The organism is Kitasatospora sp. NPDC048194 (genome assembly GCF_043202455.1).
GTDB lineage: Bacteria > Actinomycetota > Actinomycetes > Streptomycetales > Streptomycetaceae > Kitasatospora.
Map to the genome: position 1 here is coordinate 288997 of NZ_JBIDAK010000003.1, position 16983 is coordinate 305979.

12 protein-coding genes are annotated in these 16983 nt (G+C 75.0%); 6 read left to right on the top strand and 6 right to left on the bottom strand.

Annotated features, from left to right (window positions below; genetic code table 11):
• Positions 1–48: 48 nt before the first annotated feature.
• Complete coding sequence (locus tag ACGF07_RS06330; protein WP_392895926.1) at positions 49–615, bottom strand: CGNR zinc finger domain-containing protein; 567 nt, start codon at positions 613–615, stop codon at positions 49–51.
• A gap of 255 nt (positions 616–870) precedes the next feature.
• Here ACGF07_RS06330 and ACGF07_RS06335 point away from each other — a divergent pair, with 255 nt between their 5' ends.
• The 5 genes from ACGF07_RS06335 (at position 871) to ACGF07_RS06355 (ending at position 7526) form a co-directional block, all read left to right on the top strand.
• The gene (locus tag ACGF07_RS06335) at positions 871–3033 is read left to right on the top strand and encodes a protease pro-enzyme activation domain-containing protein (RefSeq protein ID WP_392895927.1); all 2163 of its coding nucleotides are present in this window, start codon (positions 871–873) and stop codon (positions 3031–3033) included.
• Between the two features lie 351 nt (positions 3034–3384).
• Positions 3385–4404: an XRE family transcriptional regulator gene (locus ACGF07_RS06340; RefSeq protein WP_392895928.1), complete on the top strand. Its 1020-nt coding sequence runs from the start codon at positions 3385–3387 to the stop codon at positions 4402–4404.
• Between the two features lie 204 nt (positions 4405–4608).
• Positions 4609–5079, top strand: a complete 471-nt coding sequence (locus ACGF07_RS06345) for a VOC family protein (RefSeq protein ID WP_392895929.1) — start codon at positions 4609–4611, stop codon at positions 5077–5079.
• Positions 5080–5151: 72 nt separating this feature from the next.
• On the top strand, positions 5152–6063 hold the full coding sequence (locus ACGF07_RS06350) for a pyridoxamine 5'-phosphate oxidase family protein (protein ID WP_392895930.1): 912 nt from the start codon (positions 5152–5154) through the stop codon (positions 6061–6063).
• Between the two features lie 191 nt (positions 6064–6254).
• Positions 6255–7526, top strand: coding sequence for a peptidoglycan-binding protein (locus ACGF07_RS06355; protein ID WP_392895931.1), 1272 nt, complete (start codon positions 6255–6257; stop codon positions 7524–7526).
• 5 nt (positions 7527–7531) lie between these two features.
• Here ACGF07_RS06355 and ACGF07_RS06360 read toward each other — a convergent pair whose 3' ends face one another.
• The 5 genes from ACGF07_RS06360 to ACGF07_RS06380 all read right to left on the bottom strand — a co-directional run bounded on the left by ACGF07_RS06360 (position 7532) and on the right by ACGF07_RS06380 (position 13863).
• Positions 7532–8287 carry a TrmH family RNA methyltransferase gene (locus ACGF07_RS06360; RefSeq protein ID WP_392895932.1) on the bottom strand — a complete coding sequence of 252 codons (756 nt, stop codon included), beginning with the start codon at positions 8285–8287 and terminating at the stop codon, positions 7532–7534.
• Positions 8288–8342: 55 nt separating this feature from the next.
• Positions 8343–10454 (bottom strand): FUSC family protein, encoded by a 2112-nt coding sequence (locus tag ACGF07_RS06365; protein ID WP_392895933.1) that lies wholly within the window; start codon positions 10452–10454, stop codon positions 8343–8345.
• A 9-nt stretch (positions 10455–10463) separates the two neighbouring features.
• A complete protein-coding gene (locus ACGF07_RS06370) occupies positions 10464–11807 on the bottom strand; it encodes an HTTM domain-containing protein (protein ID WP_392895934.1) in 1344 nt (447 codons plus the stop codon).
• The gene (locus ACGF07_RS06375) at positions 11804–12490 is read right to left on the bottom strand and encodes a DUF5819 family protein (RefSeq protein ID WP_392895935.1); all 687 of its coding nucleotides are present in this window, start codon (positions 12488–12490) and stop codon (positions 11804–11806) included. The genes ACGF07_RS06370 and ACGF07_RS06375 overlap by 4 nt, the downstream gene beginning before the upstream one ends.
• A gap of 119 nt (positions 12491–12609) precedes the next feature.
• On the bottom strand, positions 12610–13863 hold the full coding sequence (locus ACGF07_RS06380) for a rhodanese-like domain-containing protein (RefSeq protein WP_392895936.1): 1254 nt from the start codon (positions 13861–13863) through the stop codon (positions 12610–12612).
• Positions 13864–14140: 277 nt separating this feature from the next.
• Between ACGF07_RS06380 and ACGF07_RS06385 the strand changes: the two genes are divergently transcribed.
• Positions 14141–16933: a SpoIIE family protein phosphatase gene (locus ACGF07_RS06385; protein ID WP_392895937.1), complete on the top strand. Its 2793-nt coding sequence runs from the start codon at positions 14141–14143 to the stop codon at positions 16931–16933.
• Positions 16934–16983 lie beyond the last annotated feature (50 nt).

Genomic DNA, 16983 nt, shown 5'->3' on the forward strand with positions numbered 1-16983 from the left:
CGGGTGCGGCGCTCCACCGCGCCCGCCGACCCTTCGTTCGGTCGTCCGTTAACCGCGGGCCTTCACGTAGTGCCGTGCGGCCTTCGCCCGGTTCCCGCAGACCGCCATCCGGCACCAGCGGCGGCGCCCGTTCTGCGAGGCGTCGAAGAAATGGAGGATGCACGCCTCGTGTGCGCACTGCTTGACCCGGTGCGCGCCCTGCCCGAGCAGGGTGAGGAAGTCGTCCGCCGCCAGCCAGGGCGCCAGCCAGTGCGGCAGGTCCGTCTCCAGCCGGTCCTCGGCACCGTCCGGCCCGGCCGTCCGCCGGATCCGGCCGTGCGCCAGCACCGCGTCCAGCCCCTCGCGGGCCGCCGGGCTCAACTCCCCCTTATCGCGGGCGTCCTGGGCGGCCAGTGCGATCGCCTCGCGGGCCTGGCGGATCGCCTCCAGCCCGGCTTCGTCGGCGGTGCAGCGGTCGGTCAGCCCGTTGGATGAGAGCCAGACCCGGTACTCCTCGACGCCGGTGAGCAGGTCGTTGACGGGCGTGCCGGCCCAGCGCGTGTTGAGCAGGTCGAGCGCGAGCGGCTCCCCGATCAGCGGTCGCGGGTCCCTCGGGTCCGCCGTCACGTCAGTCATCCCTCTCCCTCGCCTCGGCCCGATTCTACGTCCGGGGCCCGGACGGCGAATTGGTATGGACCGGCGCGGGAATTCCGGACATTCACTGTATGGAACCGCGGGCTTTCCGGGCGTCCACACTTGACTGTTTTTTAGCAATCAATTGCTAGATCATGATCCACTGGACTGACCTCTTCTGACATGTTCTAGCCAGCGTTCCGCCCCGGGAACGCCTGGCCCCTTGCCGGCCCCCACAGCCGGCCAGAGGAGGATCCGTTGCGCCCCCGCACCCTCGCCCTCGCCGCGGCGATAGCCGTACTGCCGCTGACCGCCGTCTCGCTCGGCGTCTCGACCGCGCAGGCCGCCCCCACTCCGCACGCCACCCCGCGCGTCGCCCTCCCGAACACCGTGAACCCCGCGGTGGCCCACTCGGAGAAGAAGGGCGACGTCCCCGCCGAGCAGCAGATCTCGGTGGCCGTCAGCCTCAAGCTGCGCAACGCCGACGCGCTCGACCGCTTCCTCGCCGCGGTGACCACGCCCGGCTCGCCGCAGTTCGGCAAGTACCTGACGCCGGAGCAGTTCACCGCCCAGTTCGGTCCGACCCAGCAGGACGTGGACCAGGTCAAGGCCTACCTGACGGCCCAGGGCCTGACCGTCGGCGACGTCAGCGCCAACCGCCAGGTCGTCAACGCCCACGGCACCGCCGCCCAGGTCTCCCAGGCCTTCGGCACCCACGAGAGCTCCTACCTGGACCCGCAGCTGCAGCGCGCGTTCTTCGCCAACGACGGCGCCGCCTCGATCCCCGCCGACCTGGCCTCCGTGGTCCAGGGCGTGAGCGGCCTGGACAACCACGCGGTGCGCAAGAACCGCATCGCCAAGCCGGGCTCGCTGACCCCGAACGCCGCCTCCGCCACCCCGAGCGGCCTGAGCCCGGCCCAGTACCAGGGCGCCTACAACCTCAACAAGACCGGCGCCGACGGCACCGGCACCACGGTCGCCCTCTGGGAGTTCGACGGCTACAAGTCCTCGAACCTGACCACCTACGACGCGCAGTACGGCCTGACCGGCCCGGCCGTCTCCACCGTCTCGGTGGACGGCGCCAACTACGACTCCTCGCCCGGCCAGGGGCAGGGCGAGGTCGAGCTGGACAGCGAGATCGTCCGCGGCGCGGCCCCCAAGGCCACCCAGCTGGTCTACGAGGCGCCCAACAGCGACCAGGGCGAGATCGACATGGCCAACAAGATCGTGGCCGACAACCGCGCCTCGGTCATCTCGATCTCCTGGGGCTCCTGCGAGCCGGACACCACCGCCGCCTCGATGACCGCGGTCGACAACGCCTTCAAGCAGGCCGCCGCCCAGGGCATCTCGATCTTCTCCGCCTCCGGTGACGACGGCTCGCGCGACTGCACCCGCTCCACCAGCGGCTCGACCGTCAAGGCCGTCGACTTCCCGGCGTCCAGCCCGCACCAGACCGGTGTCGGCGGCACCAACCTCAAGGTCACCAGCTCCAACGCCTACTCCTCGGAGAGCGCCTGGAGCACCGCCGGCGGCGGCGTCTCCACCGTCTTCAGCAAGCCCAGCTGGCAGACCGGCACCGGTGTCAGCGGCACCATGCGCACCGTCCCGGACGTCGCCTCCAACGCCGACCCGCAGAGCGGCTTCGCGATCTACACCGCCGGCGGCTGGCAGGTCTACGGCGGGACCAGCGCGGCCGCGCCGCTGTGGTCCGGCTACGCCGCCCAGTTCAACCAGAAGGCCAAGGCCGCCGGGCAGCCGGTCCTCGGCGAGGCGAGCCCGCGGCTCTACTCCGTCGCGAACACCGCCGGCTCCGGCGCGTTCCACGACGTGACCACCGGCGCCAACCAGGACTTCTCCGCGAAGGCCGGCTACGACCAGGTCACCGGCTGGGGCTCCCCGGTCGCCGACGCCCTGACCACCGCCCTCCTCGGCGGCAGCAGCGGCACCACCCCGCCGCCGAGCGGCTGCACCGCCACCCAGCTGGTCGGCAACGGCGGCTTCGAGACCGGCACCGCCGCTCCGTGGACCACCTCCTCGGGCGTCGTCGACAACAGCTCCTCGGAGGCGGCCCACGCCGGCAGCTGGAAGGCCTGGCTGGACGGCTACGGCAGCACCCACACCGACACCCTGTCGCAGAGCGTCTCGATCCCGGCCGGCTGCGCCTCCGCGACCCTCACCTTCTGGCTGCACATCGACACCGCGGAGACCGGCAGCACCGCGTACGACAAGCTGACCCTGCAGGCCAACAGCACCACGCTGAAGACCTGGTCCAACGTGAACGCGGCCTCCGGCTACGTCCAGCAGACCGTGGACCTGACCTCCTTCGCCGGCCAGACCGTGACCCTCAAGTTCACCGGTGCCGAGGACAGCTCCAACCAGACCAGCTTCGTGATCGACGACGTCGCGCTGAACGTCAAGTGACCACCGGCCGGTAGCTCCACCCGGCAGTCCCACCGAACAGCACCACCGTGACCCCCGCCGGGGCGGCGCCGACAGGGCCCGCCCCGGCGGTGTCCGTCCCGGCGGTGCCCGCCCCGGCGGTGTCCGTCCCGGCGGCCGGAACCGCACCCGGCCGGGTTCCGGCCGTGTTTCCGGACTGTTTCAAGATCGATAACCATATCGTCCACCTGTCGTGACCACTGTCATACGCACGACTGATGACGTAGCCTCTCGACCGTGCATAGGGTTCCCCAAAGCTCGGTGAAGCCGCTGGCGGCGCGCTCCGGCGCCGGCCCGGTGCCACCGAACTCACCTGGTGGGGAGGGTCACCGCATGGCCGCACAGCAGCCTTCGGACGCCGCGCGGCTGCGGCTGGTCGGATCGCGTACGGAAGGTCCGGACCTGAACGCCCCCGCGCCCCCGGCCCCCGCCCCCGGGCCGTCCACCGGCCGCCCCGCCCCGGCCGGCGGCTTCGCGGACGCCCTGAACCTGGCCATCGAGGCCAGCGGCCTCAGCCTGGACCGGATCCGCGCGGCGCTCGCCGCCCGCGGCGTCAGGGTCAGCGTGACCACCCTCAGCTACTGGCGCCGCGGCCGCAGCCAGCCCGAACGGGCCAGCTCGCTGCGCGCCGTCCACCTGCTGGAGGAACTGCTCGGCCTGCCGCACAGCTCGCTCTCCTCGCTGCTCGGGCCGCCGCGTCCGCGCGGCCGCTGGGCCGCCGCCGCCACCACCAGCCACCTCGGGCTGGAGGACGTCTGGCCGGGCGAGCAGGAGATCGCCGCGATCTTCGCCGAGCTGGACGCCCCGCCGGCCGGCGAGCTGGAGCGGCTGAGCATCCACGACTCGTACTACGTGGACGCCGAGCGGCGCGCCAACCTGCTCCGGATGCGCCAGGTGGTGCGGGCCACGGTCGGCGGGGTCGGCCGCTGCCTGGTCGTGCACAAGGCCGACGAGGAGGCGACCGGCTGCCCGGAGATCACCTCGGTGCGGCACGGCCGGCTCGGCCGGGTCCGCCGCCGCCCCGAGGTCGGGCTGACCGTCGCCGAGCTGATGCTGGACCGCCCGCTCGGGCTCGGCGACAGCACGGTCTTCGAGTACGAGGTCGAGATCCCCCCGGGCGGCCCGACCATGGAGTACAGCCGCCGCTTCGCCACCCAGGTGCGCGAGTACGTGCTCCAGGTGCACTTCGACCCGGCGGCCGTGCCGGTGCACTGCGAGCGGTACGACCGCGAGCCGGGCGCCGACGTCGACCACCGCCGGGAGCAGCTGTGGATCGGTGCCTCGGCGAGCGCCCACGTCCTGGCCCCGGACCAGCAGCCCGGCCACATCGGCATCCGCTGGGAGTGGGCGTAGCCCCCGCTCCACCCCGTGCAGTCCTGAAGCCCCGTCGGAACGGTCCGGCGGGGCTTCGGCGTTCCCGCGCGCCGGCCCCGGCCGAACCTAACCACTCATGACCCCCGAACCGGTTGACGCCTCATCACCTAACCCCTAGTCTCACTCATACCGGTTAGGCAACAACGGCCTGCCGGACCGACCAGCCTCCGGGAGTGACCAGGCATGTCCAGCACCACCCAGCTCCGCACGCTGCAGACCGGCCACGTGGGTCTGAACGTCACCGATCTGGCCCGTTCGATCGACTTCTACCGCGCCGTGCTCGGCCTCGAGGTCGCCCACGAGGGCACCGACCCGGAGCGCCGCTACGCCCTGCTCGGCCGCGACGGCCGCCTCGTCGTCACCCTCTGGCAGCAGAGCACCGGCGCCTTCGCCACCGGGACGCCCGGCCTCCACCACCTCTCCTTCGAGGTCGAGAGCCTGGACGAGGTGCGCGCCACCGAACGGCTGCTGCGCGAGCTGGGCGCCGAGTTCGCCTACGACGGCGTCGTCCCGCACCGCGAGGGCTCCGCCTCCGGCGGCATCTTCTTCACCGACCCGGACGGCATCCGGCTGGAGGTCTACACCCGCGCCGGAGTGGACGAGACCGAGGCCAAGGCCCCCGACGCCACCGCCCCCACCTGCGGTTTCTTCTAGAAGCCGCCGACCACCCCGCCTGCGCCCGGTGTGCTGCGGGGGTGCACACCGGACCAGCCGAGCGGAGACACCATGACGACCGTCAGCACGCCCTACCACGCCGGCGAGCGGGCCGCCCAGGCCCGGGCCGGCCTGACCGAACGGGCCGACCACGCCGGCCGCTCGATCCGCGGCACCGTCCCGGCCGTCGCCGCCCGCTTCCTGGCCGAGCGGCGGATGCTGGTGGTCGGCGCCGCCGACCTCGACGGCCGGATCTGGGCCACCCAGCTGGCCGGCCCGGCCGGCTTCCTCCAGGCTCCCGACGAGCGGACCCTGACGGTCGCCGCCCGTCCGGCCGGGGCCGACCCGCTGGCCGAGGCGCTGACCCGTCCGGCCCGGGTCGGCACCATCGCCCTGGACCCGGCCGGCCGCCGCCGGATGCGGCTCAACGGCCGCTCGGCGCCGGACGGCCGGGGCGGGCTGACGGTCCGCGCCGAGGAGGTGGTGTCCAACTGCCCGAAGTACATCCAGCGCCGCACCCCGCTGGACCGCCCGGGCGCGGGCGCGCCCCGGATCGTCGCGGCCGGCCCGGAGCTGTCCGTGGCACAGCGGCTGACCGTGGCCACGGCCGACACCTTCTTCATCGCCACCGCCGGCCCGGACGGCAGCGTGGACGCCTCGCACCGCGGCGGCTTCCCCGGCTTCCTGGAGGCGGTCGGGCCGAACCGGGTGCGCTGGCCCGAATACCGCGGCAACAACATGTTCATGACGCTGGGGAACCTGGAGCTCGATCCGCGGGCCGGGCTGCTGCTGCCCGAGTGGGAGACCGGCAGGGCCCTGCTGATCACCGGCGAGGCGCGCGCCGACTGGTCCGAGGAGGCCCGGGAGGCCGCCCCGGGCGCCGAGCGGATGGTCGAACTGGCCGTCACCGACGTGCTGGAGATCGCCGACGCCAGCCCGCTGACCTGGACCGAGCCCGAGTACTCGCCGGCCAATCCGCGCTGATCCCCCGTCATCCGGCCGGTCGCGATCCGCACCCGTCCTACCCGCTCCCACCCGCCCGCGCCACGCCCGCGGGCCGAACGGACGTCACCCGCCCGGCTCACCCGCCGCGCCGCACCGCCGCCGCTTTGGGACCTTGGTCTCTGTCCCGCCGTCAGGAACGGCCGGGAGAGACCGCAGGAAAGAGGCGGAGCATGACCCTGACCGACCCCCTCTCCGCACTGCTGGAGTTCGACGAGGTCGAGCCGGAGGACGACTGCATATGCGGGGGCTGCCGGGCCCGCCGACGCGCCCGGTCGCACGCCGCCTCCCGCAGCCTCCACCGCCGGGCCGCCGTGCTGATGGCCGCCGTGGGCACCGCGCTGGGCGGCGGGACGGCCGCCGCCACCGCGGCGGCCCCCGCCCCGGGCGGCAACAGCGCCACCCAGCCCCCGCGCACCCCCCAGGGCGAGGTCGGCGGGCCCTACGGCGAGGACGCCGCCGCCCGCTCGCTCGCCGCCCAGCCCGTCACCCGGGCCCAGATCATCCAGCGCGCCCAGAGCTGGGTCGACCAGGGCGTGCCGTACAGCATGAGCCGCTACTGGTCGGACGGCTACCGCCAGGACTGCTCCGGCTTCGTCTCGATGGCCTGGGGCCTCGCCGGCAACCAGACCACCTGGACCCTGCCGGACTTCGCCGAGCGGATCGGCAAGAACGACCTCCAGCCCGGCGACGTGCTGATCTACAACAACCCCGCCAACCCGCAGGCCGGATCGCACGTGACGATCTTCGGCGGCTGGACGGACTCCTCCCGGACCCGCTACGTCGCCTACGAGCAGACCTCACCCGGCGCCAAGAAGCGCTCCACCCCGTACGCCTACTGGAACAACTCCGCCTCCTACGTCCCGTACCGCTACACCGGCCTGTCCGGCGACGGCGGCACCTCCGCGAACGCCTTCCCGGGCGCGGACAAGTTCGGGCCCGGCGCCGACAACGCGTACGTCACCCGGCTCGGGCAGATGCTGGTGCAGCGCGGCGGCGGCCGCTTCTACTCCGAGGGCCCCGGCCCGCGCTGGGGCGAGGCCGACCGCAGGGCCACCGAGGCCTTCCAGCTCGCCCAGGGCTGGCGCGGCAGCGAGGCCGACGGCATCCCCGGCAAGGACACCTGGGACTACCTGGTGCACGGCAAGGGCCGCGACATCGCCGCGGCCACCCCGCTGCCGCCCCCGCCACCGCCGGACCCGGGCGCCCCCGCCTTCCCCGGCCCGCAGTACTTCGGGCCCGGCCAGGACAACGACCACGTCCGGCAGCTCGGCGAGCAGCTGGTCCGCAAGGGCTTCGGCGGCTCCTACGCCGTCGGCCCCGGCCCGGTCTGGACGGAGAGCGACCGGCAGGCCGTCCAGGCCTTCCAGCAGGCGCAGGGCTGGCGCGGCGCCGAGGCCGACGGCTACCCCGGCCCGGACACCTGGCGCGCGCTGTTCTCCTGACCGCCTCAGCGCTTGCCGGACTGCCAGTGGAACAGCCCCATCGCGACGCTGGTCGCCAGGTTGAAGCTGGACACCCCGGGCTGCATCGGCACCGCGACCAGGTGGTCGGCGCGGGCCCTGAGCTCCGCCGAGACGCCGTGCCGCTCGGTGCCGAAGGCCAGCAGCGCGTCGTCCGGGAACGGCAGGTCCCGGATGTCCGTGCCCTCCGGATCCAGCACGAACAGCGGCCCGTCCGGCAGCTCCGGCAGGCTCAGCCGCTCGACGGCGGTGGCGAAGTGCAGCCCCGCGCTCCCGCGCAGCACCGTCGGGTGCCACGGGTCCAGGTCGCCGGTGGTCACCACCCCGGTGGCACCGAACCCGGCCGCCAGCCGGATCACCGCCCCCACGTTCCCCAGATTGCGCGGATTCTCCAGCACCACCACCGGCGCCCTGCGCGGCCGGTGCTCCAGCGCCGCCCGGTTGGCCCCGACCGACGGGCGGACGGCCAACGCGATCACCCCCGTCGGATGCAACCGGGGCGCCAGCACCCGCAGCCGCTCCTCCGGCAGCTCCACCGCGAGCCCCTCCAGCACCGGGACGACGTCCCCCGCCAACTCGCCGGCGAGCGCCAGCAGCGCCGCCCGATCAGCCGTCAGCACCCGCCGGACGTCCCCGCCGAACCGCAGCGCGTGCTTCAGCGCGTGGAACCCGTCCAGCAACACCGCCCCCGGCTCCCGCTCAACCGCCCGCCACGCCCGCACCAGCCCCTCGTCATCTGCCATACCGCCCACTCTCCCACCCGCACCCGCGGCCGCCCCCACCTGCCCGCAGCACGCCCTACCGCCCCTCGGAACTCCCCCGCAGAGCCCGCTCCAGGTCCCGCAGCGCCACCCCCACCAGGCGCGTCCCCGCCACCACCACGTCCCGCTGCACCCCCGCCGGCGCCTGCGCCAGCCGTTCCTCCAGCCGCGCCTGCGCCTCCCGCACCGCCCCGAACTCCACCGGCTGCCCCGTCAGCAGCGCCCCCGCCGCCAGTGCCGTCGCCAGCCGCAGCTCCTCCGCGTACTCCGCCGCCCCGGGCACCGGATCCGCGTCGGCGGCCGGCAGGTGCGCCTCCAGCAGCAGCGCCGCCCGCCCGAGGTGCCCGATCGCCGCCCGGGCCCGGTCGATCTGGCGCCGGCTCACCCCGGCCAGCCCGGACGCGTGCCGCCCCGGTTCGGCATCGGCCCGCTGCATGGCCTGGATCAGCTCGGCCCGCGCCTCCCTGGAGTCCAGCAGCGCCGACCGCACCGTCCGCTCCCGCGGCTGCGCCGGCTGCTCGTAACAGGCGATCACCGCCGCCGCGTACCGCCCGGCCGCGGCCAGCCACTCGGCGAGCCGCTCCCCGAGCCGGGCGGTCTGCCAGGTGGGGAACAGCGCGTACGTCAGCAGTGCCACCGATCCGCCGAGCAGCGTCATCCCCACCCGTTCGAAGGCGGTCTCCAGCGGGTTCCCGGCCTGCAGCCCGAGCAGGAACACCACGTACGAGGAGATCCCGACCGTGGTCAGCGCGTACCCGGTGCGGAAGGCGAGGTACGAGCCGCCGATGCACAGCACCGCGAGCGCGGCCAGCACCCACTGCCCGGGGTGGGCGAGCTGCACCACGAGCGTGGACACGCTGACCCCGACGACCGTCCCGGCCAGGCGGGCGACGCCCCGGCTGTACGTCTGGGCGAAGTCCGGCCGCATCACCATCGCGGCGGTCATCGGCGCCCAGTACCCGTGGTGGAAGCCGGCCAGCCGGGCCAGGACGTAGGCCAGGGTGACCACCGCGGCCAGCCGTACGGCGTGCTGGAAGACCGCCGACCGCGGGTGCAGCTGCCGCCGTACGGTCCGCAGCGCGACCGGCAGCATCCGGCCGATGGACGGCCTGTGCAGCGCCCCGCCGGCCCCGGCCACCGGCGTGGTGATGGTGTCCTCGTCGCTGCGGTCCAGGGTGTCCGCGGCCTTGCGCAGCAGTCCGCCGAGCCGCCGGGCGGCGCGCCGGGCCGCGCCCTGCAGCCGCGGTCCGTCCTCCGACCCGACCAGGGTGAGGGCGGGCGCCGAGCTGGGGAGCCGGACGGGATCGCCGGTGCGGATCGCCCTGGCCAGGGCGTCCATCACCTCGGCGGAGGCCGCCAGCACCTCGCGGGCCCGGTCCCGCTCCGGGCCCTCCTCGGGGGCGCCCACCTTGGGGTCGGCGAGGGCGGCGAGGGTGGGCCTGACGCGCTCGGCGATGCCGCGCAGGCCGCGCAGTTCGGCGGGCCGGTGGCGGTCCTGCCAGGGCGTCAGGGCGGCGGCGCTGCGGGCGGTCATGAACGGCGCCGGGTCCAGGTGCGCGGTCGGGTCCTGCCGCAACCTGCGGGCGTGGTCGGCGAGTTCGGCGTAGGTGTCGGCGAGGGCGTCCCGCTGGGCGGTCCAACTCCCGATCGGCCACAGCGTGATGACGACGGCCTGGACCACCCCGCCGAGCGCCGCGACCAGCCCGTGGCCGAACGCGGCGAGCGCGCTGACCGGCAGCTGGACGATGATCAGCATCACCGACACGGTGTTGGCCGCGACCACCCCGGCGGTCGGCCCGATCGCCCAGGCCAGCCCGGCCCCGAAGGCCCACACCGCGAGCAGCACCGGGAAGAGCCCGGTGACCCCGGCGGCGAGGTAGCCCAGGAAGGTGCTGGCGCCGAGTCCGGCACCGGCGGCGACGGCGAGGCTGGCCCGCGGGCGGAAGCTGCGCTGGAAGGTCGCCGCCCCGGCGATGAACGCCCCCATCGCGGCCGAGGTGGCGAGCCCCACTCCACCGAGCGCCAGCGTCGGGAACAGCACCACCGCCACGGCGACCGCTCCGCGCGCGGCCCGCTTGGGATCGGTGAGCGCCCGGTCCAGGGTGAGTCCGGTCCGCGCGGTGTCACGAAGGGCGGCGAACCAGGACATGACGCCATCCTAGGCGGCGGACCTCCGACCGTTTCGCCCCATACGCCCGATACGACCGATGCGCCCGGCACGTCCCGTGCGCCCGACGCGGCCGACGTGCTCGGCGCCCCCGGTGTGTCCGGTGGACCCGGTGAACCGGGTGCGCCCCAGCCGGGCCGCCACCCGGAGCAGGACGCCGGTCGGCAGGAACACCGCGTCCGCCGCGACCATCGCGAGCGAGAACACCGGCAGCCCGAGCACCACCGCGATCCCCAGGTGCTCGACCACCATCACCGCCAGCAGCACGTTCTTGACCCGCCGGTTCAGCAGCGTGAACGGGAAGGCGACCTGGAGGACCACCGTGCCGTACGACAGCAGGAACACCGGCAGCAGCGCCGAGCCGATCAGCGCCGACAGCCCCGGCCAGGGGGTGAAGTAGTCCAGGTGCAGCGGGTAGTACAGCGCGGTGCCGTCCTGCCAGCGCGAGCCCTGCACCTTGTACCAGCCGGCCGTCGCGTAGATCAGCGCCACCTCGGCCGCGATCACCAGCAGCGCGCAGTTGTGCACCATGGTGGCCAGCGCGTCGAGCACCGCCCGCAGCTCGCCCGCCGGGCGCCACCGGCCGACCGCCCACCAGAGCCCGGCCACCGCCCACAGCCCCCAGAACAGCGGCGACCAGCCGAGGTACGGGAAGGTCGCGCCGGTCCAGGTCAGACCGCCCCCGGCGAAGCCGCCGAACTGGCAGACCGCCAGCACCGCGCCCAGCAGCCCCCAGAGCACCACCCCGGACCGCTCCCGGCCGGAGCCGGACCCTACGGACCGCCGCAGGCGCCGCGCGTCCAGCGACCACACCTCGGCGCAGCGGGTGAAGACCAGGTAGACCGCCATCAGGTGGACGACGTTGTCGCCGCCGTCCCCGAGGAAGACGCTGCGGTTCTGCAGCGAGAGCACGGTGACCATGAACAGCACCGTGGCCGCCCTGGTCCGCCAGCCCAGCAGCAGCGCCAGCGCGGCCAGCACGGACAGGTGGTAGACCAGCTCGAACCAGAGCCGCCCGCCGAACCAGGGCAGCACGCTGAACGCCCCGTTGTCGGCGAGCAGCCGCTCCGCCAGCTCCATCGACCACGGCGAGCGGTCGCCGTACAGCACCCGCCGGTTCGGCCACTCGCGCACCAGGTAGGCGAGCTGGACCAGGCCGAAGCCGATCCGCACGACCGCGGCCTGGTGCCGGCCGAGGACCCGCCCGGTGAACGCCGCCATCGCCCGCCCGACCACCGCCGCCGGGCCCTTCGGGGCCGCTGCGGGAACGGGCGGCGGTCCGGCCGGCCGCGGGATGCCGCCCTGCACGCGCTCGGCGGCCCGCACCTCGTTCACCCGAGCCCCCGGTAGTCCTCGTCCCCGACCGGCCACCACGGCAGCTCCCGCACCTTGGGCGCGGGCGGCTTGGCCTCGCCGCTCCAGGGCGGCGGCGGCACGGTGGCCGAGGTCACCCGGAACTCGATCTCCAGCACCCGCTCGCCGTCCACCTCCCGCCCGATCCGCTGCAGCGCCACCCGCTTGAGGTACTGCTCGGCGAGCCGGCCGCGCGAGTCGGTGCTCCTGCCGTCCTGGTCGTGCGAGCCCTCGTAGAGGTCCCAGGCGCGGCGCAGCAGGTTCTGGTCGACGTGGCTGGGCGCCGGGTTGGCCCGGATCGCGGCGATGTCCTGCGCGGTCAGGCCGATCCAGTCGCGGGTGCGGGTGGCACCGCCGTCCGCGACGGTGCGCACCCGGGCGTCCACGCTGATGTTCTGCTGCAGCGGGTCGGGCGCGAACAGCTTCCAGTTCTGCTCGAACTCGGGGTACACCACGCCGTCGATCTCGTCCCGGTACTGCCGGGACAGCGAGTTGGCGGGCGCGACGTGCAGGAACACCACGGCCAGGAACAGCCCGGTGCCGCCCGCCAGCACCGCCGCGGCGAGCCCGAGGACGAGCTGCGCGGGCTTGGACCAGGCCCTGCCCCCGGGGCCGTCGGCCCGCAGCTGCCCGCGGGAGGCGGGCCCATCCGTGGTCTCCGTCATGGCCTCCCCCGCCCGACCGGCGCACCGCCGGCCCGTACCGGCGCGTCGCGCCGCCCATCCTGCCCCAGGACGCCGCGGCGGCCCACCGGCCGGTGCGGCCCACCGGTCTGTGCGGCGGCCTACAGGACGAAGGCCTCCTGGCCGGTGCTGCTGACCATCGGCCGGCCCGCGCTCTCCCAGGCGTACATCCCGCCGTCCACGTTCACCGCGTCCCGGCCCTGCTGGACGAGGTACTGGACGACCTGCGCCGAGCGGCCGCCGACCCGGCAGAGCACGTACAGCTTGGTGTCGGGCAGCTCGTCGATCCGGGCGATCACCTCGCCGATCGGGATGTGCAGCGCGCCCTCGACGTGTCCGGCGTCCCACTCGTCCGGCTCGCGCACGTCCAGCAGGGCGGCGTCGGCGGGGACGGAGGCGGCGTCGGTGCTGGGGATCTGCGCGAACATCGGGTGGCTCTCCTGAGGGGGGTGAACCCCGGCCGAAGGCTGGGGGGAGGTCGGGTCCGGGTCATTGTCGCCCACCGGCGCCGGTCCGCGGGCGCCGAGCAGCCGCTCCAGTTCGGCCTGCTGGGCGGCCGCCTTGGCGAGCAGCTCCTCGGCGAGCTGCTCCAGCAGCCGGTCCGGGTCCTGCGGGGCGAGGGCGAGCAGCTGCCCCATCGGGGTCCGCTCCAGCCGGACCTGCTCGGCGGCGGTCGCGGCGATCCTGGCCGTCAGCCAGTCCAGGCGGCGGCGCAGCCACTCCAGGCGGTCGGGGGAGTCGAGGGCGGGAGCGGCCTCCGGCGCGGTGGACCACTCGGCGGCCAGGCCCTCCAGCGCGGCGGCGTCCCCGTAGGCGTAGGCCTCGTTGACCCGGGCCAGGAAGGCCGCCCGGCGCTGCTGCTCGGCCGGGTCGGTGCTCAGGTCGGGGTGGGCGCGGCGGACCAGCTCGCGGTAGATCCGCTGGGCCTCCTTGCCCGGCTTCACCCGGGTCGGCGCGGCGGGCGGCGGGGCGGCCTCGGGGGTCTCCCGGCCGGGTTCGCCGGTCGCCCCGGCAGCGGCCTCCCGGACCGAACCGGCCGAACGGACCGAGTCGAACAGCGCGTCCAGGTCCGGCAGCTCCTCGACCCGCAGGCGCGCCTCGGCGGCCCGCCGCACGTCCTCGGGCCGCCCGGTGCGGGCCGCGACGGCCTCGGCGACCAACGCGTCCAGCTCGTCCAGCCGGGCGTAGAGCGGGCCGAGCAGCTGGTGGTGGATCAGCGCGAAGTTGTCGATCTCGACCCGCAGCGTCTGGACGTCCACGTCCATGCTGAGCCAGGCGAGTTCGGCGGCGGCGACCCGCTCCTCCAGCTCCTGCTGCTCCGGGTCCGTCCAGCGAACGGGGGTCTGCGCGCTCACTTCTCGCTCTGTCTCCTCCGGCCGGCAGGGTCCTGCGGAACCGCCGCGGGGGCGGCCCGGCCTGCCACCCTACCGCCGCGCGGACAAGCCCCGTCCGGGTGAAGCGGCAGTACGGACCGGCGTGCGGCACCCGACACGCAACCGATCCTGATGAATCTCCCCGTTTCGGTGTCGGGGCCGGCCCGGTCCGTGCTTCGCTGGTATCCGCACAGCGTGCCTTCCTCCGGAGAGACGGCCGCCTCGAGGCGCGGCGGCCAGGCGGGAGCAGACCGAATCCATGGTGGCCGAGTCCAACTCCACACCGCGTTCGGCGGGCGCCGAGACCGCCCCGGGAGACCTCCCGGGCTCAGTGGCCGCCCTGGTCCGGCTCGCCCTCGTCCTGGTCGACCGGACGGGACGGATCGCCCAGTGGAGCCGGGCCGCCGAGGAGCTGTTCGGACACCGCGCCGACGCCGCCACCGACCGCCCCGCCTCCGGGCTGCTGCCCGCCCTGGAGTCCCGGGTGCTCGGCCGCTGCGCGGTGCGCCGCCGCTGCGACGCCTTCGACACCCTGGCCGAGCTGACCGCAGCCGGCCGCCCCTGGGCCGGCCGGCTGACCGTGCGCGACCGCGAGGAGCACCAGCGCGACGTGCTCTGGTGGGCCTATCCGGTGCCCGGCCCGTCCGGCGGGCTGCTCGCCCTGGCCGCCGACGCCCGCCCGCTGCGCACCACCGGCCCGCGCCTCGCGCTCGGCGAGCGACTGCTGCCGTTCTCCGCGGCGCCCGCCGCCCGGGGCGGCTTCCACGCGCTGACCGCCGCGCTCGTCCCGGCCGTCGGCGGGCTGCCCGGACCGCTGGCCCGGCTGCTGCCCGCCGCCCACCGGTCGCCGCTGCTGGAGGCGGTGGCGAGCGGGGGGCTGCCGGCGCTGCGGCTGGACGCGGCCACCGTGCTGCCGGTGCTCCCCTCCGACGCGCAGACCGGCACCGCGCACGCGGCGGCCGGCCTCGGCCGCCGCTATCCGACGGCCCAGCAGCGCGCCGCCCGCCCCGGCCCGCTGCCCGTCCAGCGCGAGGCCGCCCCGCAAGACCAGCACGCCCAGCACACCCAGCACGAACGACGGGACCAGCCGGAACGACGCGAACTCCTCGACCCACGCGCCCAGCACGAGCAGCGCGAGCCGGTCCAGCGCCCCGCCACGGTCGGCGCCCGGCCCGCGGGCACCCCGTCCTTCCCTCCCCGGGCCGCCGGCCGGGAGGTACCCCCGCCCACCGGAGGAGGCGCCACCATCGAGCAGCAGGCCGCCGTCGAGCCGTCCGCCGACGGCCTCCCGCCCCGCCGCACCGGGCCGACCCCGTCCGGCACCGTCCCGGCCCCCGCCGGCGCCGAGTGCCCCGCGAGCGGGCGCCTGGGCCCGTTCCTCACCAACGGGCAGGCCGGCGAGCAGCTGGCCCTGCTGAACGAGGTCGGCGGCAAGGTCGGCACCACCCTGGACCTCGGCTTCACGGCCCACGAGCTGTGCCAGGTGCTGGTCCCCCGGGTCGCCGACTTCGCCTGCGTCGACCTGGTGGACGGGCTGATCTCGGACTCGGAGCTGCCGGTCGCCCGGCCGGACGACGACACCATGCTGCGCCGGGTCGCCCTGGTCTTCAACGAGGCCGGCGGCGCCTGGGACCACGTGCTCTCCGAGGGCTCGCTGGTCAGCATGCCCCGCCGCACCCCGCCCGGGATGGCCCTCCAGCTGAACCAGCCGGTGCTGGTCCCGGTGATCAGCGACGACGTCGCGGTGGACTACGCGATCGCGCTCGGCGGCGCCCAGCTGGCCCCGGTGGTCTCCGGCCGGTCGATGCTGGTGGTGCCGCTGTCCGCCCGCGGCACCGTCCTGGGCATCCTCAAGCTGCTCCGGCTGCCCGACCGCACCCCCTTCGACGAGAGCGACGCCGCCACCCTCAAGGAGCTGGCGGTACGGGCGGCGCTCTCGCTGGACAACGCCCGGCTGCACCGGGCCGAGGCCCGGGTCGCCACCACCCTGCAGCGCTCGATGATCCCGACCCGCCCGCCGCAGATCCCCGGTGTGCAGATCGCCCACCGCTACCTGCCGGGCGACCCGAAGGCCGAGGTCGGCGGCGACTGGTTCGACGCGATCCAGCTGCCCGGCAGCCGGGTCGCCCTAGTGGTGGGTGACGTGATGGGCCACGGCATCCACTCGGCGGCCGCGATGGGCCGCTTCCGCACCGCGATGCAGACCCTCGCCGCCCTCGACCTCCCGCCCGGCCAGCTGCTGCGCCACCTGGACAACCTGGCCCACAAGCTCGGTGACGACCACCTGGCGACCTGCCTGTACGCGGTCTACGACCCGATCAACCGGACCTGCGAGCTGGCCAGCGCCGGGCACGTCCCGCCCGTCCTGGTGCACCCGGACGGCACCGGCGAGCTGCTGGAGATCCCGGCCGGCGCGCCGATCGGCGTCGGCGGGGTGCCGTTCGTCGCCAAGACCATCGACGTCTCGGACGGCTCGATGCTGGTGCTGTGCACCGACGGCCTGGTCGAGGTGCGGGGCGGGGACATAGGAGCCGGCCTCGCCGCGCTCTGCGGCAACCTGATCGACCCTCAGCAGAGCCCCGAGCAGGCCTGCGACGAGGTGCTGCGGCGGCTGCACTCGGACGACCGCAAGGACGACGTCGCGCTGCTGGTGGCCCGCTTCGACGGGGTCGCCCCCTCCGAGGTGGCGACCTGGGACCTCACCGTGGACCACCGCGAGGTCCGCCGGGCCCGCTCGCTGGTCCGCGAGCAGCTGTCCGCCTGGCACCTGGAGGCGCTCAGCGACACCACCGAGCTGCTGGTCAGCGAGCTGGTCACGAACGCCGTCCGGGTCGCCCGGGACACCGTCCAGCTCCAGTTGATCCGGGTCGACAAGCTGCTGGTCGAGGTCAGCGACGACAACCACAACCTGCCCTCGCTGGAGCCGGCCGAGCAGCTCGGCGAGACCGGCCGGGGCCTCACCCTGGTCACCAAGCTCGCCGAACGCTGGGGCACCGCCCGCAAGGCGGTGGGCAAGGTCGTCTGGTTCGAGCTCCTGCTCCCGCACGCCTGACGGCCGCCCGACGGCACGCGGGCGGGCTCACGGCATGACGGCCCCGGGCA